This window comes from Ralstonia sp. 24A2, assembly GCF_051783885.1.
Lineage (GTDB): Bacteria > Pseudomonadota > Gammaproteobacteria > Burkholderiales > Burkholderiaceae > Ralstonia.
In genome coordinates this window covers 12834-35362 of record NZ_JBPVZD010000003.1, presented here as the reverse complement: position 1 = coordinate 35362, position 22529 = coordinate 12834, and the positions used below count along the sequence as shown (strand labels likewise).

General features: G+C 63.7%; 18 protein-coding genes. 9 read left to right on the top strand and 9 right to left on the bottom strand.

All coding sequences use genetic code 11. From position 1 onward, the window contains the following. Positions 1–8 precede the first annotated feature (8 nt). Both ACS13N_RS17600 and ggt read left to right on the top strand, forming a co-directional pair. On the top strand, positions 9–485 hold the full coding sequence (locus ACS13N_RS17600; protein ID WP_438932913.1) for an Lrp/AsnC family transcriptional regulator: 477 nt from the start codon (positions 9–11) through the stop codon (positions 483–485). A gap of 141 nt (positions 486–626) precedes the next feature. Next, a complete protein-coding gene (gene ggt / locus ACS13N_RS17595; protein WP_438932912.1) occupies positions 627–2357 on the top strand; it encodes a gamma-glutamyltransferase in 1731 nt (576 codons plus the stop codon). Positions 2358–2426: 69 nt separating this feature from the next. On the opposite strand, the gene ACS13N_RS17590 is transcribed toward ggt, so the two are convergent. From ACS13N_RS17590 to ACS13N_RS17570, 5 genes are all read right to left on the bottom strand, one after another. After that, positions 2427–3500: a 4-hydroxyphenylpyruvate dioxygenase family protein gene (locus ACS13N_RS17590; protein WP_438932911.1), complete on the bottom strand. Its 1074-nt coding sequence runs from the start codon at positions 3498–3500 to the stop codon at positions 2427–2429. A gap of 80 nt (positions 3501–3580) precedes the next feature. Next, positions 3581–4771, bottom strand: a complete 1191-nt coding sequence (locus ACS13N_RS17585; protein ID WP_438932910.1) for an MFS transporter — start codon at positions 4769–4771, stop codon at positions 3581–3583. Positions 4772–4795: 24 nt separating this feature from the next. Then, positions 4796–5629 (bottom strand): shikimate dehydrogenase family protein, encoded by an 834-nt coding sequence (locus ACS13N_RS17580; RefSeq protein ID WP_438932909.1) that lies wholly within the window; start codon positions 5627–5629, stop codon positions 4796–4798. 19 nt (positions 5630–5648) lie between these two features. Beyond that, positions 5649–7034 (bottom strand): MFS transporter, encoded by a 1386-nt coding sequence (locus ACS13N_RS17575; RefSeq protein ID WP_438932908.1) that lies wholly within the window; start codon positions 7032–7034, stop codon positions 5649–5651. A 221-nt stretch (positions 7035–7255) separates the two neighbouring features. Further along, positions 7256–8023 (bottom strand): IclR family transcriptional regulator domain-containing protein, encoded by a 768-nt coding sequence (locus ACS13N_RS17570; RefSeq protein ID WP_438932907.1) that lies wholly within the window; start codon positions 8021–8023, stop codon positions 7256–7258. 131 nt (positions 8024–8154) lie between these two features. On the opposite strand from ACS13N_RS17570, the gene ACS13N_RS17565 reads away from it, so the two are divergent. The 3 genes from ACS13N_RS17565 to ACS13N_RS17555 all read left to right on the top strand — a co-directional run bounded on the left by ACS13N_RS17565 (position 8155) and on the right by ACS13N_RS17555 (position 13020). Then, positions 8155–10041, top strand: a complete 1887-nt coding sequence (locus ACS13N_RS17565) for a bifunctional sugar phosphate isomerase/epimerase/4-hydroxyphenylpyruvate dioxygenase family protein (protein ID WP_438932906.1) — start codon at positions 8155–8157, stop codon at positions 10039–10041. A gap of 122 nt (positions 10042–10163) precedes the next feature. Beyond that, positions 10164–11228: a porin gene (locus ACS13N_RS17560; protein WP_438932905.1), complete on the top strand. Its 1065-nt coding sequence runs from the start codon at positions 10164–10166 to the stop codon at positions 11226–11228. Between the two features lie 367 nt (positions 11229–11595). Further along, positions 11596–13020 carry a PLP-dependent aminotransferase family protein gene (locus ACS13N_RS17555; protein ID WP_438932904.1) on the top strand — a complete coding sequence of 475 codons (1425 nt, stop codon included), beginning with the start codon at positions 11596–11598 and terminating at the stop codon, positions 13018–13020. 25 nt (positions 13021–13045) lie between these two features. On the opposite strand, the gene moaD is transcribed toward ACS13N_RS17555, so the two are convergent. Genes moaD through fdhD form a run of 3 tightly spaced genes read right to left on the bottom strand, consistent with a single transcriptional unit; the run spans position 13046 to position 14778 of the window. Next, positions 13046–13303: a molybdopterin converting factor subunit 1 gene (gene moaD / locus ACS13N_RS17550; protein WP_438932903.1), complete on the bottom strand. Its 258-nt coding sequence runs from the start codon at positions 13301–13303 to the stop codon at positions 13046–13048. A gap of 8 nt (positions 13304–13311) precedes the next feature. After that, positions 13312–13881, bottom strand: a complete 570-nt coding sequence (locus ACS13N_RS17545; RefSeq protein ID WP_438932902.1) for a molybdenum cofactor biosynthesis protein MoaE — start codon at positions 13879–13881, stop codon at positions 13312–13314. Between the two features lie 27 nt (positions 13882–13908). After that, on the bottom strand, positions 13909–14778 hold the full coding sequence (fdhD, locus tag ACS13N_RS17540; protein ID WP_438932901.1) for a formate dehydrogenase accessory sulfurtransferase FdhD: 870 nt from the start codon (positions 14776–14778) through the stop codon (positions 13909–13911). 368 nt (positions 14779–15146) lie between these two features. Here fdhD and ACS13N_RS17535 point away from each other — a divergent pair, with 368 nt between their 5' ends. The 4 genes from ACS13N_RS17535 to ACS13N_RS17520 all read left to right on the top strand — a co-directional run bounded on the left by ACS13N_RS17535 (position 15147) and on the right by ACS13N_RS17520 (position 21119). Further along, on the top strand, positions 15147–16538 hold the full coding sequence (locus ACS13N_RS17535; protein WP_438932900.1) for a cytochrome ubiquinol oxidase subunit I: 1392 nt from the start codon (positions 15147–15149) through the stop codon (positions 16536–16538). Between the two features lie 4 nt (positions 16539–16542). After that, entirely contained in the window at positions 16543–17556 is a 1014-nt protein-coding gene (cydB, locus tag ACS13N_RS17530; protein ID WP_438932899.1) for a cytochrome d ubiquinol oxidase subunit II, read from the top strand. Between the two features lie 40 nt (positions 17557–17596). Further along, positions 17597–18517 (top strand): bestrophin family protein, encoded by a 921-nt coding sequence (locus ACS13N_RS17525; protein ID WP_438932898.1) that lies wholly within the window; start codon positions 17597–17599, stop codon positions 18515–18517. A 310-nt stretch (positions 18518–18827) separates the two neighbouring features. Next, the gene (locus ACS13N_RS17520; protein ID WP_438932897.1) at positions 18828–21119 is read left to right on the top strand and encodes an FdhF/YdeP family oxidoreductase; all 2292 of its coding nucleotides are present in this window, start codon (positions 18828–18830) and stop codon (positions 21117–21119) included. 56 nt (positions 21120–21175) lie between these two features. Here ACS13N_RS17520 and ACS13N_RS17515 read toward each other — a convergent pair whose 3' ends face one another. Next, on the bottom strand, positions 21176–22429 hold the full coding sequence (locus ACS13N_RS17515) for a D-amino acid dehydrogenase (RefSeq protein ID WP_438932896.1): 1254 nt from the start codon (positions 22427–22429) through the stop codon (positions 21176–21178). Between the last annotated feature and the right edge of the window lie 100 nt (positions 22430–22529).

Here is a 22529-nt window from a genome sequence, read left to right as displayed (position 1 = left end):
AGCCCGCCATGGCCGCGCAGAAGCCGCTCGAACTCGACACCTTCGACATCGCCATCCTCAACGCCGTGCAGCGGTGCTACACCACGCCGCTGCGCGTGATTGGCGAGCAGGTGAATCTGTCGACCGCCGCCGTGCAGCGGCGCATCAAGCGGATGGAGGAAGCGGGCGTCATCGTCGGCAACGTGGCAGTCGTGGACCCAGAGCGGGTGGCCAAACCCATCACCGTGATCGTCGAGGTGCATGCCGAGCGCACCAATACTGCAGCGATGGCGGCGCTCAAGAAGGCGCTGTCCGGCCCCGAGGTACAGCAGTGCTACTACGTGACCGGCGAAGCGGATTTTGTCCTCATCCTCAACGTGGCCACGATGACGGAGTACGAAGCCCTCGCGCGCCGCATGTTTGACGACAACGACAACATCAAGTGGTACCGCACGGCCGTCGTGCTCAACCGCGTGAAGGTGGGGCTCGAGGTGCCGCTAGGCTAACGCTATGCGGCCCACCGCCTGCGCAAGGCGTCAATACGGGGATGAGGCTATAGTGCCCGAGCGCGTTGCCTGATAACGTTTCGCGCGCCATAACACGACGCCGGCACGACTGGCGTCCATGAAGGTACCCAAGGAGCTCCTATGCAGAATCCAAGAACAGGCATGCGGTGGATCGCCGCCGCAATCGCATCGATCAGTATCACGACCGTCGCACACGCCGCATCCGTGGCACCGGTTGCCGCAGAAAACGGGATGGTTGTCGCGGCACAGCATCTGGCCAGCAAGGTCGGTGTTGAAGTGCTCAAACGCGGCGGCAACGCGGTGGATGCCGCCGTGGCCGTGGGCTACGCGCTGGCCGTGGTCTATCCGGCCGCAGGTAACCTGGGCGGTGGTGGTTTCATGACCATCCAGCTGGCCGATGGCCGCAAGACCTTCCTCGACTTCCGTGAAGTCGCGCCGAAGGCGGCCACTGCCAATATGTACCTGGACAAGGACGGCAACGTCATCAAGGGCGCCTCCACCAAGGGTCACCTGGCCGTGGGCGTGCCGGGCACCGTGTCGGGCATGGAATACGCGCGCCAGAAGTACGGCACCATGCAACGCGCTGCACTGATCGCCCCGGCGGTTGAACTGGCTGACAAGGGCTTCGTGCTCGACCAAGGCGACGTCGATATGCTGCATACCTCCACCAAGGACTTCCAGGAAGATGCCGCCTCGGGCGCGATCTTCCTGAACAAGGGCCAGCCGTTCCAGGTGGGCGAGAAGCTGGTGCAGCACGACCTGGCCAAGACGCTGCGCGAGATCAGCAAACATGGCACCGACGGCTTCTACAAGGGCTGGGTTGGTGAAGCCATTGCTGCATCAAGCAAGGCAGGTGGTGGCCTGATTACGACTGCAGACCTGACGGGCTACAAGACGCGTGAACTGGCCCCGGTCGAGTGCGATTACCGCGGCTACCACGTGGTGTCGGCACCGCCCCCGAGCTCGGGCGGCGTGATCATCTGCGAAATGTTGAACATTCTTGAGGGCTATCCGCTCAAGGAACTGGGCTGGCACTCCGCGCAGGCCACGCACTACCAGATCGAAGCCATGCGCCACGCCTATGTGGACCGCAACAGCTACCTGGGCGACCCCGACTTCGTGAAGAACCCGCTGGACCGTCTGCTGAGCAAGGACTACGCAGCCAAGATCCGCGCCGTGATCGACCCGAAGAAGGCTGGCGTGTCGAAGGACATCAAGCCGGGCGTCGAGCCGCATGAGGGCAGCAACACGACGCACTACTCGATTGCTGACAAATACGGCAACGCGGTGTCGGTCACATACACGCTCAACGACTGGTTTGGCGCCAAGGTCACGGCCGCCAAGACGGGGGTGATCCTGAACGACGAGATGGACGACTTCACCGCCAAGGTCGGCGTGCCGAACCTGTACGGTCTGGTGCAAGGCGAAGCCAACTCGATCGCTCCGGGCAAGCGTCCGCTGTCGTCGATGAGCCCGACCATCGTCACCAAGGACGGCAAGCCCGTCATGGTGGTGGGTACGCCGGGTGGCAGCCGCATCATCACGGCTGTCATGCTGACCATGATCAACGCGATCGACTACGACATGAACGTGCAGGAAGCCGTGGATATGCCGCGCTTCCACCAGCAATGGCTGCCGGACGTGACCAACGTCGAGCCGTACGCGCTGTCGCCGGACACGCGCAAGGTGCTGACCGACATGGGCCACAACCTGGGTGCGCCCCAGCCGGCCAACCACCTGGCGGCCATCATCGTCGGTGCGCCGTCGCTGGGCGGCAAGCCGGTGGGCAACAACAAGTTCTATGGCGCGAATGACCCGCGTCGCAATACCGGTCTGGCTGCTGGTTACTGATCAGCACCGCACCACAAAAAAGCCCGCCAGAGTTTCGGCGGGCTTTTTTCATGGCTGGGTGGAAGCGTGTCAGGCCGCCGCGGTCAGCACGGGTAGATTGCCCTCGCCGAAGCCATGGTGCCCGCGCCGCTGCACGATCTCGAAGAAGATCTCGCCCGGGTGGCGTTTGACGAAGGTCTGCAGGAACAGCTTGGGCACGCCGTCGACGATCTCGCCATCAATGAGGACGCCATACTGGCGCAGGGCATGTAGATCAAGTCCATGCCCAGGCAGGCGCGCATCGACGGTGTCGTAGTAGTGCGACGGAGGCTCGACGAAGGTGAGGCCGTTGGTAGCCAGTGCAGCGGCCGTGTGCAGGATGTCGTCAGTGGCCAGCGCAATGTGCTGTACGCCTTCACCGGGGTGGTCCGGCAGGTAGGCGTGCATCAGGTGGGCGCGGTGCGTGCCTTCTTCATACAGTGGAATGCGGATCGTGCCGCACGATGACACCATCACACGGGAATCCGCCGCCACATGCCAGTTGGCGTGCAGCTCGTGGATCTCGCTGAAGCCCAGCTGGTTGCGGTAGAAATCGATCCAGTCCTGCAGGCGGCCGGCGCCGACGGTCTGCGTCAGATGGTCGACCCGCGCCAGCCCAACTCCTGCGTGGTGCCAGTCTTCATGCGCGGTAGCGGGGTCCAGCGGCCGGAAGTCGATGTCGTAGATGGAGATGTCGCCCAGGCCGCCCTTGGCGCCATGCTTGCCGCGCCAGCGGTCGACGAAATACAGGTGCGTATCGCCCACGCCCTGGATAGCGGGGATGACCAGTTCGCTCGGGCCGATCGGCTCGGCTTCAGCAGGCCACGCGCCGAGTTCGACGGCACGGTCGTAGGCGCGCTGCGCATCATCGACGCGGATGCCGATCGCGCAGATGCCCACGCCGTATTCCTCGGCCCAGCGGTGGGCGAAGGAGTCTGCCTCGGCGTTGATGAGGAAGTTCATGTCGCCTTGCCGGTACAGTGTGACGTCTTTGCTCACGTGGCGTGCGATGGCCTTGAAGCCAAATGATTGAAACATCTGCCCCAGCGCCGCGGGCTCTTGTGTCGCGAACTCGACGAACTCCAGGCCGGCGGTCTTGAAGGGCAAGTCGGCATTGCGGCCCATGTGTGAACTCCTGTGGCTGAGCAAAGAGTGGAAACACCGCATTGTGTACCACGCTCGTGGCAATGCGCATCCAACCGCCGCTATGCGGCCGCCCTTTGCAGATTCGACAGATTCGGCAACCTTGGCAGCAAGAGGAACGCGATCGACGCCAGCACCGTGCCGGCAAGCATCATCGGCACGACCATGGGCCACGCGCCCAAGCTGTGCGATGGGTTGTCGAAGGCAGCAGCGGTTTGCCCCAGGCAGAAGGCGGCCAGCATCATGATGAAGCCCGACCATGACACCGCACGCCCGGCAAGGTGCGGCAGCTCACCCACCGCGCCTGCCTGACCGCAAGGTTGATGAATGCCGTGCCCCATGCAATAGACGCCGTGCCCAAGCAGCAGCGGCCACGCTTCACCAGGAAGCAACCAGCACCCCAGCCCTTGGATGCCCGCGCCGCAAAGGCTGAGCGCTGCGCCTTGTTGCACGGTCCGCACGAGGCTTTGGTGACGCAGCAGGCGCCGGCAAACGGTGGTGCTCACGATATAGACGAGCGAGCCGGCGGCGGGTATCCAGCCGTAAAGCTCTGGTGACAGGCCAAGGTAAGCGATATAGACCATCGGCGAGAGCAGCAGGAAGCAGAAGATGCCGGCATATGTCGTGGCCGCCAGCAGCCCCCAGACGCGAAACTCCGCGCTGGCAAAAATCTCGCGTACGCCGCCTGCCTGGGTGTGCGTCTCTTGCCGGGTCTCGGCAAAGCCGTACCAGCACATCGCCCACAGCACGATCGCATACAGGCTCATGCCGGCGAGCACCCAGCGCCAACCGGCATGCTGCGCGATGTAGGCGCCAAGAATCGGTGCCGCCAACGCCACGAAACCCAGCCCGGTAAGACCACGCGCCATCACGTGCGGACCGTCGCGCGCGGGGTGCAGATCGCGCACGGCCGCACGTGCGCACACCAGGATCGCTGCCATGGAAAAACCTTGCATGGCACGCGCTGCCGTCAGCATGGATGCCGACATCGACAGGGCGCCGGCCAGCGCTGCAAGGGCGTAGCACGCCAGCCCGACCAGCAGCACCAGCCGGCGGCCGAAGCGATCGGCCAGGCTGCCCATCGGCAGTTGCCCAATGCCGAAGGCCAGCGCGAAGACCGTGAGGCTCGTGCTGGCCGAGCCCAGTGCCTGGGCAATGGCGGGTAGGGCGGGCAGATAGCTGTCGGTGGCCACCGGCTGTGCGGACAGCAGCAGCGGCAACAGCAGGGCAAAGCTCAACGTGCGACGGGTCATGGGGTGTTGGGTGGCGCCATGCGTTCAGTACGCGATGGCGGCGGTCCGCCGCAGTTCGTCTGCGGTGGCGGTACCAAAGCCGAAGAATTCCAGGTAGGCCGGAATCATCTCGAACAGCATGTCGGTACCGACCTGCACTTCGCAGCCCTTGTCGAGCACCGCGCGCAGTAGCGGGGTGTATTCCGACTTCATGACCACCTCGCCGACGAAGCAGCTGGGTGAAATGCGCGCCACGTCGAAGGGCAGCGGGTCGTCTTCCTTCATGCCCACCGGCGTGGCGTTGACGACCACGTCAAAGCCGTCGGGATCGTTCGAACCAGTGCGCACCACCAGCGCCGGGTAGTGCTCGCGCAGGCGCCGGGCCAGTGATTCGGCAGAGGCGGCGCGCGTGTCGTACAGCGCCAGTTCACCCACACCAGCCGCTGCCAGTGATGCCGCAATGGCCGAGCCCACGCCGCCGGAACCTGAGAGCAGCACGCGTGCGCCTTCAAGCTGCCGCCCCTTGCGCAGCACGCCGCGTACAAAGCCCGCGCCGTCAAACTGGTCGCCCAACAGCGTGCCGTCCTCTCGCTTGAGCACCGCATTGCAGGCGCCCGCAATGCGCACGGCAGGCGTGACCTCGTCCACAAGATCGACCGTCGTCACCTTGTGCGGCATGGTGATCAGCGCACCGCGCAAGTTGGTGAAGCGGAAGATCGACGCGAAGCTCTGCGCGTAGTCCTCCGCCTTGACTCCCATGGGCACCACAACGGCATCGATGCCTTTCTGCTCGAACCAGGGGTTGTAGATCATCGGCGACTTGAACGTCTCGGTCGGGTAGCCGATGTGGGCGATGAGGGTGGTTTTTCCGGAAATCATGGTTCAGAAGACGCGTGTTTCAGGCAGCCAGGGCGCCGGCCCGCTGGCGGGCGTACTCGGCTTTGTCGACGGGCTGGGCGGTCGGCTGTCCCAGTTCATCCATGTGGATGCGGTAGGTCTCGCGGGCGCTCATGGCCGCCACGGCGGCAACGATGGTTACGCCAAAGGCGATGGCACCCACGGTCAGCCAGATGTTGTCGGCTCCCGGGGGCGCCACGGCGGTGAAGAGGGCCGGCAGCATGGCGGTGATGGCGGTGCCGATGTTTTGCGAAATCGCCATCGCCGACACACGGGTGCGCGTCGGGAACAACTCGGGGTAGAAGCTCGGGAACACCGCGTTGTAGCCCTGGTAGACCACGCCCCACATTAGGATCGACATGGCAAACGCCAGCGGTACGTTCTTGATGCTGATGGCATACAGATAGCCAAACGCGAGCAGGCCGGCGAGCAGCGAGCCGATCACGATGGGCGGCTTGCGGCCGATGCGGTCAGACAGATCACCCACGTACGGAATGACCAGCACGGCGACGATGTTGCCCACCACCGGAATCCACAGGTAGATGTCCTTGGCAAAACCGATGCCGTAAGCCGGCTGCACCGCATAGGCCGCGCCGAAAATGGTTGCCACGACCGGAATCACGTTCATCAGCGCCATGCAGACCACGCGCAGCATGTCGGGCGTGCTGTATTTGAAAGCCTCGAGGATGGGCGAACGGGGGCGGCCCTGTTGCTGTTGCTCAGCGGTAAAGGCCGGCGTTTCGTGCACTTCGCGGCGGATGACGTAGCCCGCGACGATGACGATGAAACTCAGCAGGAACGGAATGCGCCAGCCCCAGGTGTTGAACTGTTCGGCAGGCATGTAGTGCGCCAGCGGCAAGAAGACGGCAGCCGCCAGGATCTGCCCGGCCTGCACACCCTGCAGCGTAAAGCTCGCAAAGAATCCGCGCCGGCCAAACGGTGCATGCTCCAGGATCATCGAACTGGCGCCCGAAATTTCACCGGCCACGGCAAAACCCTGGATCAGCCGCATGATGACCAGCAATGTGGGGGCCAACAGCCCAACTTGGTCATACGTCGGCAGCAGACCCACCGCGATGGTCGAAAAGCCCATCAGGAACATGCACACCAACAGCACGTTCTTGCGGCCGTGCGTGTCACCAAGATGGCCCAGCACAAACGCGCCGATCGGCCGTGCGATATACCCCACGCCGTACGTGGCCAGTGAGGCGACGATGGCCGTCTTCGGATCCCCTTTGGGGAAGAAGATCTGCGGGAAGATCAGCGCCGCGGCGGTGGCGTAAATAAAGAAGTCGTAGTACTCGAGCGCCGAGCCGATCCAGCCGCTGGCGGCGGCTTTCTTCGACTGGTGCTTGCCCAGCGGTTCGTGGGCAGGGGCTGTGGTCATGGTGGTCTCCATTGGTATCTGTGCGGCCTATCGTGCGGTGAAGGGCCGTCTCTACACGCACCGCAGCGTAGTCCGGCGCAATAGCAGGGCACAAGCGAGCTGCGGTCAAAAATGATCGATAATCGAACAATGCTGTGCGAATAACGCACGACTCAAGGGTTTCTCCGAGTTAGTGCCATGCCCGGGGGCGGCGGCGAGACGCGTGGAGAGTGCGTTGTTGGCTACAAGACCCGCATGATTGACAGCGCGGTGTCCTGCAACACTTGCAGTACGCGCTGCGAAGCGTGCTCCGTGGTTTCTTCACCGATCTGCATGTTCACGCTTAGCGCCGCAATCACGTTGCCGTGGCGATCGCGCAGCGGCACCGCCACGCCGCGCACGCCAATCTGCAACTGTTGTTCGACCACGGCGTAGTCCTGCCGGCTGGCCTTGCGGATTTCTTCCAGCAGCCGTTCGCGCTGCAGGATCGTGTACGGCGTATAGGGCGTCAGCACGCAGGTTTCCAGCCACGCCTTGACCGCCTGCTCGGGCTGCGCGGCCAGCATCATCACTCCGGCGGACGCGAGCGGCGCCGGCACGCGCGCGCCCAGCACAAAGCCCGTGCTCATGACACGGCTCGTGCTCGTGCGCGAGATGAAGACAAGCTCCCAGTCATCCAGCACGCTCAGGTACGCCACCTCACCAACCGCTGCCGTCACCTGCTGCAGGAAAGGCTGCACCGTACGCGGCAAGCGGGCCGAATCGAAGTAGGACCACCCCACCTTCAGCACGCGCGGCGTCAGGCTGAACAGCGTGCCTTCGCTCGTCAGATACCCGAGGTGCTCCAGCGTCAGCAGGTAGCGGCGCGCGGCCGTGCGCGTCAGCCCCGTCAGCTCGGCTGCCTGCGTGGGGGTCAGGCGTGGATGGTCATGGTCGAACGCCTCCAGGATGGCGAGCCCTTTCTCCAGCCCGGCGATCCAGTCACGCCGATCGAGCGGTTCTTTCTTCATGGCGATAACCCTAAAAACGCGCGATATGTGCGCACGATTGTACGATCATCGCACGTTGTTGCGCGAATGACGCTTGTGAGTACACGGGGTGCCCACCTACGCTGCGGGCATCGTCTGACCACCGCATCGCCATGAATCCGCATCGCCCAGGGCGCCATCCCAAATGCATTGCCACCGTGTGCCTGTCTGGCACGTTGCCCGAGAAACTGGAAGCGGCTGCCGCTGCCGGGTTTGATGGCATCGAGATCTTTGAGAGCGACCTGCTGAATTTCGACGGCTCGCCGGCGCGCGTGCGGCAGATGGCTGCGGACCTTGGGCTGGCGATCCTGCTGTACCAGCCGTTTCGCGATTTCGAGGCGATGCCGCGCGAACTGTTCGCCCGCAATCTGGTGCGTGCTCAGCGCAAGTTCGACGTGATGGCCGAACTGGGTGTCGAGACGGTGCTGGTGTGCAGCAACGTGCAGGACATCGCCATCGATGACCCCGTGCTTGCCGCAGACGATCTGCGCCAGATGGCCGAAGCCGCTGCGCAACGTGGGCTGCGCGTGGGCTACGAGGCGCTCGCCTGGGGCCGGCACACGCAGCGTTGGCGCCAGGCGTGGCAGATCGTCCAGCAGGCGGACCACCCTGCGCTCGGGTTGATCCTGGACAGCTTCCACACGCTGTCGCTGGGCGACACGCTGGATGGCATCCAGGACGTGCCTGCGGACAAGCTCTTCTTCGTGCAGTTCGCGGATGCGCCAAAGTTGTCGATGGACGTGCTGTCCTGGAGCCGGCATCACCGCAATTTCCCAGGGCAGGGCGATCTGCCCGTCACGGCGTTCGCGCGCGATTTGCTTGCTGCCGGTTATGTGGGGCCGCTGTCGTTGGAGGTCTTCAATGACGAGTTCCGCTCTGCCCCCGCGCGCTTGACGGCCCTGGACGGGATGCGATCACTGATCTGGCTGGAGTCGGAAGCCGGTGGCGCTGCATTGCCCGAGCCTGCCTGTTTTGCCGGCGTGGACTTCCTCGAATTTGCCGTGGATGCCTCAGCCGGGCGGGAGCTGGAGGCGCGCCTGCGTGCACTAGGGTTTGGCCTTGCCGGGCACCATCGCTCCAAGGCGGTCGATCTGTACCGGCAGGGCGGCGTGAACGTGATCCTGAACATGGAGCAGGACAGTGCGGCGTCCGAACACTTCGAGTTGCATGGGCCGTCTGTCTGTGCGATCGGCCTGAAGGTGGACGATGCCGAGCGCGCAATGACACGCGCCCGCGCGTTGTGCTGCCAGGAGTGGCGCGGGCCTGTGGGGCCGAGTGAGCGCAGCATTCCAGCGCTGCGCGCACCGGATGGCACGTTGCTCTATCTGATTGACGATCGCCACGCCGAGCGCAGCATCTACGAGAGCGATTTCATTCTGCAGCCCGAAGCGCGGCCCGATACAACTGGACTGGCCTCGATCGACCACGTTGCACAGGCGCTGCCCGCGCATCGGCTCGATAGCTTCGTGCTGTTCTATCGCGCCATCTTCGGCATGCAGGCCGAGGCGGTGCAGGAAATTGCCGACCCATACGGCCTGGTAAAAAGCCGGGCGATGGTGAGCCCGGATCGCAACCTGCGGATTCCGCTCAACGTGTCGGAAAGCGGACATACGGCAACTGGCCGCTTCATTGCCGCGTATGCGGGCTCGGGCGTGCATCACATTGCCTTCCGCACCGACCGGCTGTTCGACACCGTCGAAGCCATCGACCGCGGTGCGGCCCACATGCTGCACGTGCCCGAGAACTACTACGACGACGTGGCCGCCAGGCTGGGTCTGGACGACACGCTGCTCACACGCCTGCACGACGACGGGCTGCTCTACGACCGCGACCCCCACGGCAATTTCCTGCACGTCTACACCGAGCCCTTCCGCGAGCGCTTCTTCTTCGAGCTCGTCCAGCGTGACGGCTACCTCGGCTACGGCGCCGCAAACGCGGCTGTGCGCATGGCCGTACAAGCGCAGATGAGCCGCACCGGCGCGACGGCGGCTGACCACTAAACCACGACAACTTTGACGCCCATGGCTTGTGCGGCTGCGGGCGGTTTCCACGCAACACCACGGCTGCGCGGGCAGCCATCGCACATCCAACCCCATCACATCAAAGAGGAGACAAGGGAGCCATGAACAAGACAATGATCGCCGCACTGGTACTCGGAGCCACGAGCCTGCCGGCAGCGGCGCAAACCACCGGCGGCGTCACGCTCTATGGGCTGATCGACACCACCATCCGCTACAGCACGCATGAAAATGCGGCGGGCAACAGCAATCTGCAGATGATGGACGGCGTGCTGACCGGCAGCCGCTGGGGCCTGCGTGGCACCGAAGATATCGGCGGCGGCACCAAGGCCATGTTCATCCTGGAGTCGGGGTTCTTTCCCGACACGGGCGGCAGCCAGCAGGGTGGCCGGTTGTTCGGGCGCACAGCAGTGGTTGGCCTGGAAGGCGACTACGGCAAGCTCTACCTCGGCCGCCAGTACACGCTTGCGCACGAGGTGCTGTCTTCGTATGAGGCGATGGCGTTTGCCAACAACTCCATCGTCGGTTATCAGGGCGGCAACTACACCGGCCTGCGCTATGACAACACGGTCAAATACATCAAGTCGTTCGGTGGCCTGCAACTGGCCGGCGCGTGGACCTTTGGCGAGGCCGCCGGCAGCTTCAGCAAGAGTTCGGCCGGTGCAGGTTCGATCGTCTACAGCATGGGGTCGGCGGAAGTGGGCGCGGTGTACCAGGTCACGCACGATGTGTCTTCCGCGTTCTTCGGTGCGGTGCCGGCGGCGCAGGCCAGCAAGCAGACGGTCTGGGGCTTTGGCGGCCGGCTCGATACCGCCATTGCCACGTGGTACCTGGGCTATACGAACAGCCGGCTGGATGTGGCGGACTACAAGAATCAGGCCGCCTACGTTGGCGCGAAGGTGCCAATCTCCGGCGCGTTGAGCTTCATCGGCACCGTGCAGTACGACTGGATGAAGCATCTTGATACCAGTGGCAAGCGCCTGACCACCGCCGGCATGCTGGACTACGCGTTCAGCAAGCGCACCGATGTGTATGCGGAAGTGGACTACACGCGCCTGCAGGGTGCCTGGATTGCGCTGAACAGTGCCGCCGCATTCAACAACTCGGGCAATACCTACGGCAACAACTCACGGCTGGGCGTGATGCTTGGGGTGCGCCACAAGTTCTGAATGCGAGGGACTTCGTTGCTGTGAAATTAGCCCGCCGCGATTCGTGGCGGGCGCAATGCCTTCTTGTCTTCACACCGCTGTGCCTGCGTGCCCTGAGTGACATTTCGCCTCGAAATGTGATGCTGTCGCTGTTCTGATCGGCCAGAATACAGTTCGCGAGAAATTAAGAATTCGCGTAAAACTGTACTCTTCCGCGCTGTACTGATGTGTGCTCATGCCCATCTGCACTGTGCCTTTACGCTTCCCCTATCGAATACGCATGCGGTCTGCCGGACGTGGCGAGCCGTCAAGGGAGCACAGTCGTGGAACGGGCAAGACGGAGCACAAGTACTGACGTTGGCAGAGAACCGTGGGCAGGGAGCAGCCGATGAAGCTCTATGAGAAGTTTGCGGACGATCTCGAACGCCTGATCCGGCAAGGCGTGTATCGCCATGGAGACCGCATCCCATCGGTGCGCCAGGCCAGCCAGCAGCACCGCATCAGCATCACGACCGTGCTGCACGCGTACCTGCTGCTGGAAAGCCGCGGGCTGCTGGAGAGCCGCCCGCAGTCGGGCTACTTCGTGAACCTGCAACGCGGCAATGGCGAGCTGCACCTGCGCGAGCTGCAGCCGTCCAAGCCGATGGCGATCTCGTCGTCGGTGGACGTGAGCCGGCTGGTGCTTTCGACCCTGCGCTCGATTGGTACCAACGATGCGATACCGCTGGGCTCGCCGTATCCGGACCCTGCACTGTTCCCGTTCGAGAAGCTCAACCGTTATGCCTATACGGCGGGCCGTGAGAAGGGACTGTGGGGCGTGACGGGGGCGCTGCCGCCCGGCCATCCGCGGCTGGTGCGCCAGATCGCGCGCCGCTACCTGGAGAACGGCCTGTCGGTCGATCCCAACGAGATCATCATCACCGTGGGTGCGACGGAGGCCATGAACCTGTGCCTCCAGGCCGTTGCCAAGCCTGGCGATGTGATTGCGGTGGAGTCGCCGACGTTTTACGCCATGCTCCACGCGATCGAGCGGATGGGCATGAAAGCCATCGAGGTGGCGACGCACCCCGAATACGGCATCGACATTGCCGCGCTGGCCGCGATCGTGAAGTCGCAGCCGATTGCGGCCTGCATGGTGATGCCGAACTTCCAGAACCCGTTGGGCTTCCAGATGCCGGACGCGCGCAAGCGCGAGCTGGTGGAGTTCCTCACGCGGGTCGACATTCCCGTGATTGAGAACGGCGTCTACAACGAGCTGTACTACGGCAACGCGCACCCGAGCAGCCTGAAGTCGTACGACAAGAAGGGGCTGGTGCTGCATTGCTCGTCGTTCTCGAAGAGCCTGACGGCTGCGTACCGGATTGGCTGGGCACTGCCGGGCAGGTATCGCGATCAGGTGGAGAAGCTCAAGTTTCTGAACACGTTGACTACGCCGTCGATTCCGCAGCTGGCCATTGCGGAGTTCCTGGAGCACGACGGCTACGAGCATCACCTGCGGCGCGTCCGCAAGGCCTACGCACAGCAAGCCAACCTGATGCGGGCGATGGTCTCGCGGTTTTTTCCGGCGGGCACGCGTATGTCGAGCCCGGCAGGCGGCTACGTGTTGTGGGTGGAGCTGCCACCCAAGGTGGATGCGATGCGCTTGTATCAGCTTGCGCTTGAGCGCGGCATCACGATTGGGCCGGGCTATATGTTCTCGATCTCGGACACCTATCGGAACTACATCCGGCTCAACTACAGCAGCACGTGGTCGAGCGAAATCGAGCAGGCGGTTATCACTGTCGGCAAGCTGGTCGCGATGTGCGACCACTGAGCGGGGGCGGGTCGGTGGCTGAGGGTCAGCCACCGGTGACGGGCGGGAAGAATGCGATTTCGCAGTCCTCGCGCACGATGAACGCGCCATCGACGGTCTCCTGGTTGACGGCGGCCCGCACCGGCCGGCCGGTGCGCAGTGCCTCGGTGGTCTGCGAATTCCTTGCAGTCAGGGTGGCACGCAGCATATCGATGCTCAGCTCGGGCGCGTCGATGTCGATGGTTTCCTGCGAGATGCCCAACTGCTCGCGAATGCTGGCGAAATACCGGATGTTGAGTTTCATGGATGTGCTCACCCCCAGCGCTTCATGGCCTGTTCGTCGCCGATCTTGGTCTCGACCCATTCGGATGCGCCGCTGCGCTGGATCTCCTTCTTCCAGAACGGCGCGTGGGTCTTGAGAAAGTCCATCAGGAATTCGCAGGCGTCGAACGCCGATGCACGATGCTGCGCGGCCACCGCAACCAGTACCACCGGATTGCCTAGTGCGATGCGGCCCACACGGTGGACGATCTTCACGGCCTCGACCTGCCAACGTGCGGCCGCTTCTTCAATGAGGGTCCAGAGCGTTTGCTCGGTCATGCCTGGGTAATGTTCGAGGTCCAGCGCGACAACGTCGTCCAGGTCGCCGCTGTGCCGGACGACGCCCACGAAGTTCACGACTGCGCCGACTTTCGGGTTGCGCATGATCGGCTCAAGCTCGGCTTGAATCTCGATCGGGCCGCGTTGCAGGCGCACCTCGAAGCCTGCGGCAATATTCAATTGCTGCCTATCAGGCGGCACGGGCAGGCCCTCGACATTGGAGATGTCGGCGCTGGTCGGTACGTCAGGCAGCGTGGGTGGGTGATCGGAGGCAGGTGTCATCGCGATGCTCCATGAGGTGTCGCCGCGCTAGCGGGACGGACGGCGGGCCATTTCTGGCACCACGGTGGGCGCGGATTCGGTGGCAGGCGAGGTGTACTCGACAAAGCCGTTCTCTCGACAGAAGCCAAGCAACCGGATGCCCGCCTGCTGCGCAATGCCGATGGCTAGCGAGGTTGGGGCGGAGATCGTCGCGACCATCGGAATGCCCACGCGGGCGGCCTTGCGGACCAGTTCATAGCTGGCGCGGCTCGACAGGAACACGAAGCCCGTACGCGTATCGATCTTCAGGCGGGCGAGCTGACCGATCAGCTTGTCGAGCGCGTTATGGCGGCCCACGTCCTCAAAGACGCAGAGCACCTCGCCACTACGGGCGCACCATGCCGCGGCATGGATGCCGCCGGTCTCGCGCATCAGCACCTGGTGCGCGGGCAGTTCGCGCGCGGCGCGCTCGATGGCAGTCGCGCCGATATCGTTTGCGGTGCCCGCGTGGTCGATGCGCGCAGGGTGCAGATCGAGCAGCGCAATGCTCTCGATGCCGCAAACGCCGCACCCGGAGCGACCAGTCAGCGTGCGGCGCTTGTCCTTGAGCGCCATGAATGCCTGTTGCGAAATCGTCAGCTGTACCTCGCCACTGTCTGGCCGGAGGACGGCTTCGATGTCGAAGACGTCGGACGCTCGCTCGACAATGCCTTCGCTGAGCGCAAAGCCCAGCGCGAACGCTTCAAGGTCGATGGGCGTCGCCATCATCACCGCGTGCGAGATGCCGTTGAAGACCAGCGCAACCGGCAGCTCTTCGACCACATGATCGGCGGTCGACGCTCGGGTGCCGTTGCGGTAGCGCGTGATCGCACAGGACACGCTGCCGGCGTGGTCGGTAGGCGTGAAGCATGGCTGCATGGTGGTCCTCCTGGCGGCGCATGGGTCTCCAAGAGTAGGCGTGTCATGGCGCGCCGGACAGGCACACATTGGCCGAGTTGGGCAGAGCACAGTTTGAGAGCGGTGGCACGTTCCCGCCCGCACAGCCAACGTCAGGATTCGAGCCAACAGAGCACAGTTCTGCGCGAGCTGGCCGCGTGTGTGCTGTTTCCGTACACACCTCGTGGCAGTTGCTCGGAGCACAGTTCACGCGCGGCGAGATTTGATTGCGGGCGCCATTCCTGTCGCGCTACCGTCGGCCACGACTCGCACGAAACCGCATACGCGTCGCCTTGAAACGCTGCTGCCCAACGCGGCAGTACCCGCCGTCCCCCAGAGCCATAGACATCATGGAAATCTTCGATGCACTTCATCTCGCAAGATTGCAGTTTGCGTTCACGGTGTCTTTCCATATCGTCTTTCCGGCCATCAGCATCGGCATGGCCAGCTTTCTGGCGGTACTGGAATGGCGCTGGCTGCTGACGGGGGACCAGGCTTACAAGGACATGTTCCTGTTCTGGTCGAAGATCTTCGCCATCGGCTTTGGCATGGGTGTGGTGTCGGGCGTGGTGATGGCCTATGAGTTCGGTACCAACTGGAGCGGCTTCTCGCAGGTGGCAGGCAACATCACCGGGCCATTGCTGCACTACGAGGTGCTGACCGCGTTCTTCCTCGAGGCGGGGTTTCTCGGCATCGTGCTGTTTGGCTGGGAGCGCGTCAGCCCGCGTGCGCACTTCTTTGCCACGCTGATGGTGGCGCTGGGCACGTTGATCTCCACGTTCTGGATTCTGGCCTCGAACAGCTTCATGCAGACACCCCAGGGGTTCGCCATCGAGAACGGCCGCATCGTGCCGGTCGACTGGCTGGAGGTGGTGTTCAACCCGTCGTTTCCGTATCGCCTGGCGCATATGACGATTGCCGCGTTCATCGTGGCCGGCTTCATGGTGGCGGCATGTGGTGCCTGGCACTTGCTGCGTGGGCGGCGTGACGTGCCGGTCAAGCGCAGTTTCTCCATGGCGCTCTGGCTCCTGTTGCTGCTCGCGCCCATCCAGATCTTTATCGGTGACGCGCACGGCCTGAACACGCGCGAGTATCAGCCCGCCAAGATCGCCGCCATCGAAGGTCTGTGGGACACCGAAAAGGGCGGCACCGCACTCAACCTGTTTGGCTTGCCCGACATGGATGCCGAGGTGACCCGCTATGCGGTGCAGGTGCCGCACCTGGGCAGCCTGATCCTGACGCATAGCTGGAGTGGCGAGATTCGTGGCTTGAAGGAATTTCCGAAAGAGGAGCGGCCTTACTCGCCCATCGTCTTCTGGTCATTCCGAATCATGGCCGGGCTGGGCATGCTGATGCTGCTCACGGCGGTGCTGGGCCTGTTGCTGCGAAAAGGCGGGCGGTTGTACGAAGCCCGCTGGTTCCAGCGCTTCGTGCTCTGCATGGGCCCATCCGGCCTGGTGGCGTTGCTCGCGGGGTGGGTGACGACCGAGGTCGGCCGGCAGCCATGGACGGTCTACGGCGTGCTGCGTACGGTGGACTCCGTCTCGCCCGTCAGCGCACAACTCGCCGGAGTGTCCCTGCTGATCTTCGTCATCGTCTACTTCGTGGTGTTCGGCATGGGCGTTTATTACATGCTCAAGCTCATGCGGCGCGGGCCGGTGGCGCAAGCCGACGCGCATAGCACCGCGCTCAAGCATCCAGAGTTGCACAACCGCGCCTTGGACGCGCTGCAAGGGGAGTGAAGCCATGCAAATCGATCTGCCTGTCATCTGGGCTGGAATCATCGGGTTCGGCGTTTTCCTATACGTCATGCTGGACGGCTTCGACCTGGGCATCGGCCTGCTGTTTCCATTCTTTGAATCCAAGGTGCACCGGCAAGTGATGATGAACACGGTCGCACCCGTGTGGGATGGCAACGAGACGTTTCTCGTGCTGGGCGGTGCTGGGTTGTACGGGGCGTTTCCGGTGGTGTACTCAACGCTGCTGCCGGCCAACTACCTGCCCTTGATCCTGATGGTGGTGGGGCTGATCTTTCGTGGCGCGGCGTTCGAGCTGCGTGCCAAGGCGCGCCGCACGCAGAATCTGTGGGACCTCGCATTCATCTGCGGCTCAGCCTTGGCGGCGTTCTGCCAAGGCATCGTGCTGGGCTCGCTGCTGCAGGGGATCAGGATTGCTGATGGCCGTTTCGTTGGCGGCGCGTTCGATTGGCTGTCGCCCTTCAGCCTGTTCTGCGGGTTCGGTGTGATGTTCACCTACGCCATGCTGGGGTGCGGCTGGCTCATCATGAAGACGGAGGGTCGGCTCCAGCACGAGATGCGCCTGCTGATGCGGCCGCTCACGGGCGTGCTGCTCGGCATCATGGCGGTCATCAGCCTGTGGACGGTGATCGGGCTGCCTGCGGTGGCGCATCGCTGGTTCGGCAGCGGCAATCTGGGCTGGTTCCTGCCGGTGCCCATTCTGGTGGTGGCCTGCGTCTGGGGCATCTTCGGCACCAGCCGGCACGCGCACCATCACGCAACGCCATTCCTGCTGGCGCTCGCGCTGGTCTTCCTGGGCTACACGGGGCTGGTCATCAGCATCTGGCCGAACATCGTGCCGCCGTCATTGACGATCTGGCAGGCGTCATCCAGCCACTCGAGCCAACTCTTTGCACTCGTGGGCACCGTCATCGTGCTGCCCATCATCCTGGTCTACAACGCGATGCAATACCGCGTGTTCCGAGGCAAGGTGCGCGAGGGCGATCCGGGCTATCACCACTGATGACGACGATGAACGATCTCACGGGCACGGGTGACGCATCATGATTGTGCGGCCACGGGAGAACTGGTTCCGCATGCTGTTCGTCTGGAACGGCTCGGTGCTGCAATCCATCATTCCGCAACTGATGTTCATGGCGGTGTTCAGTAGCCTGGCCGTGATCACGCAGGGTCGAATCCTTGGCGAGAAGATCCCGCTCAATACGACGCCCTTCACGCTATTCGGTCTCGCCTTGGCAATCTTCCTGGCCTTCCGGAACAACGCCAGCTACGCGCGCTTTGACGAGGCACGGCACCTGTGGGGCAACCTGCTGATCGCATCCCGCGCGCTGACCTCGCAGATGCTGTGCTACCTGCCGGAGGGCGTCAACCAGACTGACCGCACCCGGGCAGCCGACACCGTGATTGCGTTTGTCTATGCGCTCAAGCATCAGTTGCGCAAGACGGACCCGATAGCGGATCTAACGCGCCTGCTCGGCGCTGAACAGGCGCGCGCATTGCAGCACAAATACTATCGGCCCGCAGCGATCCTCAATGACATCCGGAGCCGCCTGGTCCACCTGCAAGGCGAGACACCTGCCTCGGATACAACGCGCTGGATGCTGGACGCGCAACTCAATGAACTGGGCAAGACACTCGGCGGCTGCGAGAGGATTGCCTCCACCCCAATTCCGTTCGCCTACAGCGTGCTGTTGCATCGCACGGCGTATGCGTATTGCATGTTGTTGCCGTTCGGTCTGGTGGATTCCACGGAGTTCTTCACGCCGCTGCTGTGCGTGTTCATCTCTTACACGCTGATTGCGCTGGAGGCGATTGCCAACGAGGTGGCCGAACCGTTTGGTTTTGCGCCCAACGCGTTGCCGCTGGATGCCATCACGCGCACGATCGAGCGGTCCATCCTCGAGCTGTGTGATCGCGAGATGCCGCCGGAGGTCGTGCCGGAGCGCCCGTATCTGTTGACCTAACCATGGCTGGATCTTGGCGGATGGGAGGCTCTGATCGCGGGCGATGCTGACAGCCTTTGGTGGTGCAGGTGGGCGCTGTGCTCTTCATACGCGGCAGGGTCATCACCTGCCACATGGCGCGGGAACGTGTGTTCTCTGCGCCGTGACGGCGCGACGACAAGCGCAGTGCGCTGTACCCACGCCGGCGGCGGCCAACTGTACCTTGGAGCGACTACATCGATCAGCTAACTTAAGCGGACAGGCTCGCACGGCCGCATGGCGGCATCACTAACGCAAGCCCCCAACCCTGATGGGGGCGATGGAGATTCACATGGCAAATCGACGCGAAGTTCCCGGCATCCGGCCCTATGACGGTCCTGCCGGCGGCTGGGGCGCGCTGCGGGCGACGGCGCAGGCCGTCCACGACCAGATGGACAAGTTCCAGGCGCCGATCACGCTGATGCGAACCAACCAGCCCACGGGCTTCGATTGCCCGGGGTGCGCCTGGCCTGACAAGGAGCACCGCTCCACCTTCCAGTTCTGCGAGAACGGTGCCAAGGCTGTGACCTGGGAGGCGACAAACAAACGCGTGCCACCCGAGTTCTTTGCCACCACGACCGTATCGGAACTGCTCAAGTGGTCCGACTACGAGCTGGAAGACAAGGGCCGGCTGACGCATCCGCTTGTCTACGACCGCGAGAAAGACACCTTCCGTGCCGTCGAGTGGGAAGACGCCTTCAACCGCATCGGCGAGATCTTGCGCGGGCTTCAGCCCGAAGAGGTCGAGTTCTACACCTCCGGGCGTGCCTCGAACGAGGCAGCCTACCTCTATCAGCTCTTCGCGCGGGAATATGGCACGAACAACTTTCCGGATTGCTCGAACATGTGCCACGAGCCGACCAGCGTCGGCCTGCCGCAGTCGATCGGCATCGGCAAGGGCACGGTGTCGCTGGATGACTTTGAACACTGCGAGCTGATCATCTCCATCGGACACAATCCGGGCACCAACCATCCGCGCATGATGGGCACGCTGCACGAGGCGTCCCGGCGCAACGTGCCGATCATCGTGTTCAACCCGCTGCGCGAGCGCGCACTGGAACGCTTTGCAGACCCGCAGAACTGGCTGGAAATGGCCACGTATGGCTCGACCCGCATTGCATCGACGTACTACCAGGTCGATGGTGGTGGCGATGCTGCGGCGCTGATCGGCACCATGAAGGCGCTGCTGGCCATGGACGCCGCGCAGGGCGATGTGCTGGACCGCGACTTCATCGCAGAGCACACCCAGGGCTTTGATGCATTTGCAGCCGAGTTGGAGGCCGCGACGTGGCCCGACATCGAAAAGGCCAGTGGGTTGACGCGCGCCGAGCTGGAGCAGGTTGCGGCGGCCTACGCCAAGTCGAACGCGACCATCATCACGTACGGCATGGGCGTGACCCAGCACAATAAGGGCACAGCCAACGTACGCCTGATCGCCAACCTGCTGCTGATGCGCGGCAACTTTGGCAAGCCGGGCGCCGGCATCTGCCCGCTGCGGGGCCACTCCAACGTGCAGGGCAACCGGACGGTGGGCATTACCGAAAAACCGTCGGCCGATTTTCTCCAGCGCATTGAAAGCGTGTTCGGGTTCAAGCCGCCTGCGGAGCACGGGCATGATGCCGTCAACGGCATGCAGGCCATGATCGACGGCAAGGCGAAAGCGCTGATCTGCCTGGGCGGCAATTTTGCAGTGGCGCTGCCTGATCCCGAACAGAGCTTCCCAGCCATGGGCAAGCTGGACCTGAGCGTGCATGTCGGCACCAAGCTCAACCGCTCGCACCTGCTGGTGGCGAAGGAAACCTACGTGTTCCCCTGCCTGGGCCGGACGGAACTTGATATGCAGGCCGGTGGCCCGCAGTCGATCACCGTTGAGGATTCGATGTCGATGGTCCATGCATCGGCGGGCAAGCTGACGCCAGCTTCCGAGCACCTGCGCTCCGAGCCGGCCATCGTTGCGGGGATGGCCAAGGCGACGTTGCCGCACAGCAAGGTGCCCTGGATGGAGCTGGTTGCCGACTACGACAAGGTCCGCGACCTGATCGAGAAAACCATCCCGGGCTTCGACCGCTTCAACGAGCGCATCCGCACGCCCGGCGGCTTCCGCCTGCCGTTGCCGCCCACCGAGCGCCAATGGCCAACGCCCACCGGCAAGGCGATGTTCTCCGTGTACGGCGGGGTGCGGGAGGACGCCGATGTCCTCGGCGGCGAAGAGGTGCTGCGTCTCATCACGCTGCGCAGCCATGACCAGTACAACACCACCATCTACGCGCTGGATGATCGCTATCGCGGCGTGTTCGGCCGGCGCGACGTGCTGTTCATGAACGAGGCTGACCTTGCCGCACGCGGGCTCGAACATGGCGACCTGGTCGACATCGAGACCATTGTGTCCGGCCGGAAGCTGCGTCTGGAGAGGATCACGGCCATCGCTTACAGCATCGCGCGTGGGTCTGTGGGGGCGTATTACCCAGAAGCAAACGTGCTGGTGCCGCTGGATTACATCGACAAGGAAAGCGGCACGCCGTCTTACAAGTCCGTGCCTGTTCGGGTGCTGCGCTCTGAGGCGCCTGTATCCGCACCCGCTTAACACCCAAACGGATCGGGCCGGGATAGTCCTGGCCCGATCCGCTGTGGCGGTCGCGATCAGTGCAGCGGGCAATCGCGCGCGATCACATCGCCGATCATCGCAGCCGTGGCCCCGGAAAGCGTCCACCCGAGGTGCCCGTGGCCCGTGTTGTAGAACACGCGCGCATGCCGCCCGCGACCAACGCGCGGCATCATGTCAGGCATCATCGGGCGCAAGCCTGCCCACGGCACCACACGCGACGTGCCGATGGCAAAGTTGCGGCGCGTCCAGGCCACCAGGGGCTCGATGCGGTCAGCGCGGATGTCGCGGTTGTAGCCGTTGAACTCCGCCGTGCCGGCCACGCGGAAGCGGCCCGCGCCCAGGCGGCTGGTGACGATCTTCGCGCTCTCATCCAGCAGGCTGACCCACGGTGCGCCTTGCACGCTGGCCTCATCGTCCAGATGCACGGTGATCGAGTAGCCCTTGACCGGATACACGTTGATGCGGTCGCCTACCATCTGCGCAACGTGCCGGCTGCCGACGCCCGCGCAGACGACCAGCGCATCGGCGGCAATCTCCTGCACGACGTTGGCCGCGCTTGTGGAGAGGCGGTCGTCCAGTGTGGTCTGCAGCAGCAATCGCACGCCGCGTTCGGTGGTTTCCACGTCGCGCACGTCTACGCCTTGCATGAAGCGCACGCCGCGTTTCTCGCAAGCCTGCGCGAGGCCGCGCGTGAACTTGTGGATGTCGCCCGTGGCGTCCGACTCCGTGAAGTAGCCGCCGTAATAGTTGCCGCGCAGCGTGGGCTCGATGGCGGCAATGTCTTCGGGGCTCACCGCATGGCGCTCAAGCCCGCCGGCAACGAGCAGGGCATTGGCTTTACCTGCTGCGGTAAAGCTCGCCTTGTCGTGATAGACGTGCAGGATGCCGCGCCGCTGCAGGTCGAAATCGATCTGCTCGCGCTCGGCCATCGCAAACAGGTGCTTGCGCGCTTCGATGGCCATGCGCGTGGTCTCGATGGTGTTGCGCCGGTAGTGGGCAATGCTGGCCACGAACTCGCCGATCCACGAATACTTGTGCCACGACGGCTTGGGATTGAGCAGCAGCGGGGCGTCGTTGCGCAGCATCCATTTGATGCCTTTGAGCAGCGTGCCGGTGCTGTTCCAGACCTCGGCGTTGCTGGCGGAAAGCTGCCCGCCATTGGCGAACGAAGTTTCCATGGCCGGATACAGATGCCGGTCGAGCACCGTGACCTGATAGCCGAGTTGCGAGAGCGTGTAAGCAGTGGTGACGCCGGAAATACCGGCGCCGACGATGACGATGTGCGTCATGGCGGTCCCTATGGAGTGATGTCATGACCGGACGATCCGGTCGGCTCACCCCATCTGTCTTGGGACCTGAGAGCTTGGGCACCCGCAGCATGCGTGCCTT

Bases quoted from the DNA above. Each gene is read 5' to 3' on its own strand.
- ACS13N_RS17600 (WP_438932913.1), top strand. From the start codon at position 9: ATGGCCGCGCAGAAGCCGCTCGAACTCGACACCTTCGACATCGCCATC.
- ggt (WP_438932912.1), top strand. From the start codon at position 627: ATGCAGAATCCAAGAACAGGCATGCGGTGGATCGCCGCCGCAATCGCA.
- ACS13N_RS17590 (WP_438932911.1), bottom strand. From the start codon at position 3,500: ATGGGCCGCAATGCCGACTTGCCCTTCAAGACCGCCGGCCTGGAGTTC.
- ACS13N_RS17585 (WP_438932910.1), bottom strand. From the start codon at position 4,771: ATGACCCGTCGCACGTTGAGCTTTGCCCTGCTGTTGCCGCTGCTGCTG.
- ACS13N_RS17580 (WP_438932909.1), bottom strand. From the start codon at position 5,629: ATGATTTCCGGAAAAACCACCCTCATCGCCCACATCGGCTACCCGACC.
- ACS13N_RS17575 (WP_438932908.1), bottom strand. From the start codon at position 7,034: ATGACCACAGCCCCTGCCCACGAACCGCTGGGCAAGCACCAGTCGAAG.
- ACS13N_RS17570 (WP_438932907.1), bottom strand. From the start codon at position 8,023: ATGAAGAAAGAACCGCTCGATCGGCGTGACTGGATCGCCGGGCTGGAG.
- ACS13N_RS17565 (WP_438932906.1), top strand. From the start codon at position 8,155: ATGAATCCGCATCGCCCAGGGCGCCATCCCAAATGCATTGCCACCGTG.
- ACS13N_RS17560 (WP_438932905.1), top strand. From the start codon at position 10,164: ATGAACAAGACAATGATCGCCGCACTGGTACTCGGAGCCACGAGCCTG.
- ACS13N_RS17555 (WP_438932904.1), top strand. From the start codon at position 11,596: ATGAAGCTCTATGAGAAGTTTGCGGACGATCTCGAACGCCTGATCCGG.
- moaD (WP_438932903.1), bottom strand. From the start codon at position 13,303: ATGAAACTCAACATCCGGTATTTCGCCAGCATTCGCGAGCAGTTGGGC.
- ACS13N_RS17545 (WP_438932902.1), bottom strand. From the start codon at position 13,881: ATGACACCTGCCTCCGATCACCCACCCACGCTGCCTGACGTACCGACC.
- fdhD (WP_438932901.1), bottom strand. From the start codon at position 14,778: ATGCAGCCATGCTTCACGCCTACCGACCACGCCGGCAGCGTGTCCTGT.
- ACS13N_RS17535 (WP_438932900.1), top strand. From the start codon at position 15,147: ATGGAAATCTTCGATGCACTTCATCTCGCAAGATTGCAGTTTGCGTTC.
- cydB (WP_438932899.1), top strand. From the start codon at position 16,543: ATGCAAATCGATCTGCCTGTCATCTGGGCTGGAATCATCGGGTTCGGC.
- ACS13N_RS17525 (WP_438932898.1), top strand. From the start codon at position 17,597: ATGATTGTGCGGCCACGGGAGAACTGGTTCCGCATGCTGTTCGTCTGG.
- ACS13N_RS17520 (WP_438932897.1), top strand. From the start codon at position 18,828: ATGGCAAATCGACGCGAAGTTCCCGGCATCCGGCCCTATGACGGTCCT.
- ACS13N_RS17515 (WP_438932896.1), bottom strand. From the start codon at position 22,429: ATGACGCACATCGTCATCGTCGGCGCCGGTATTTCCGGCGTCACCACT.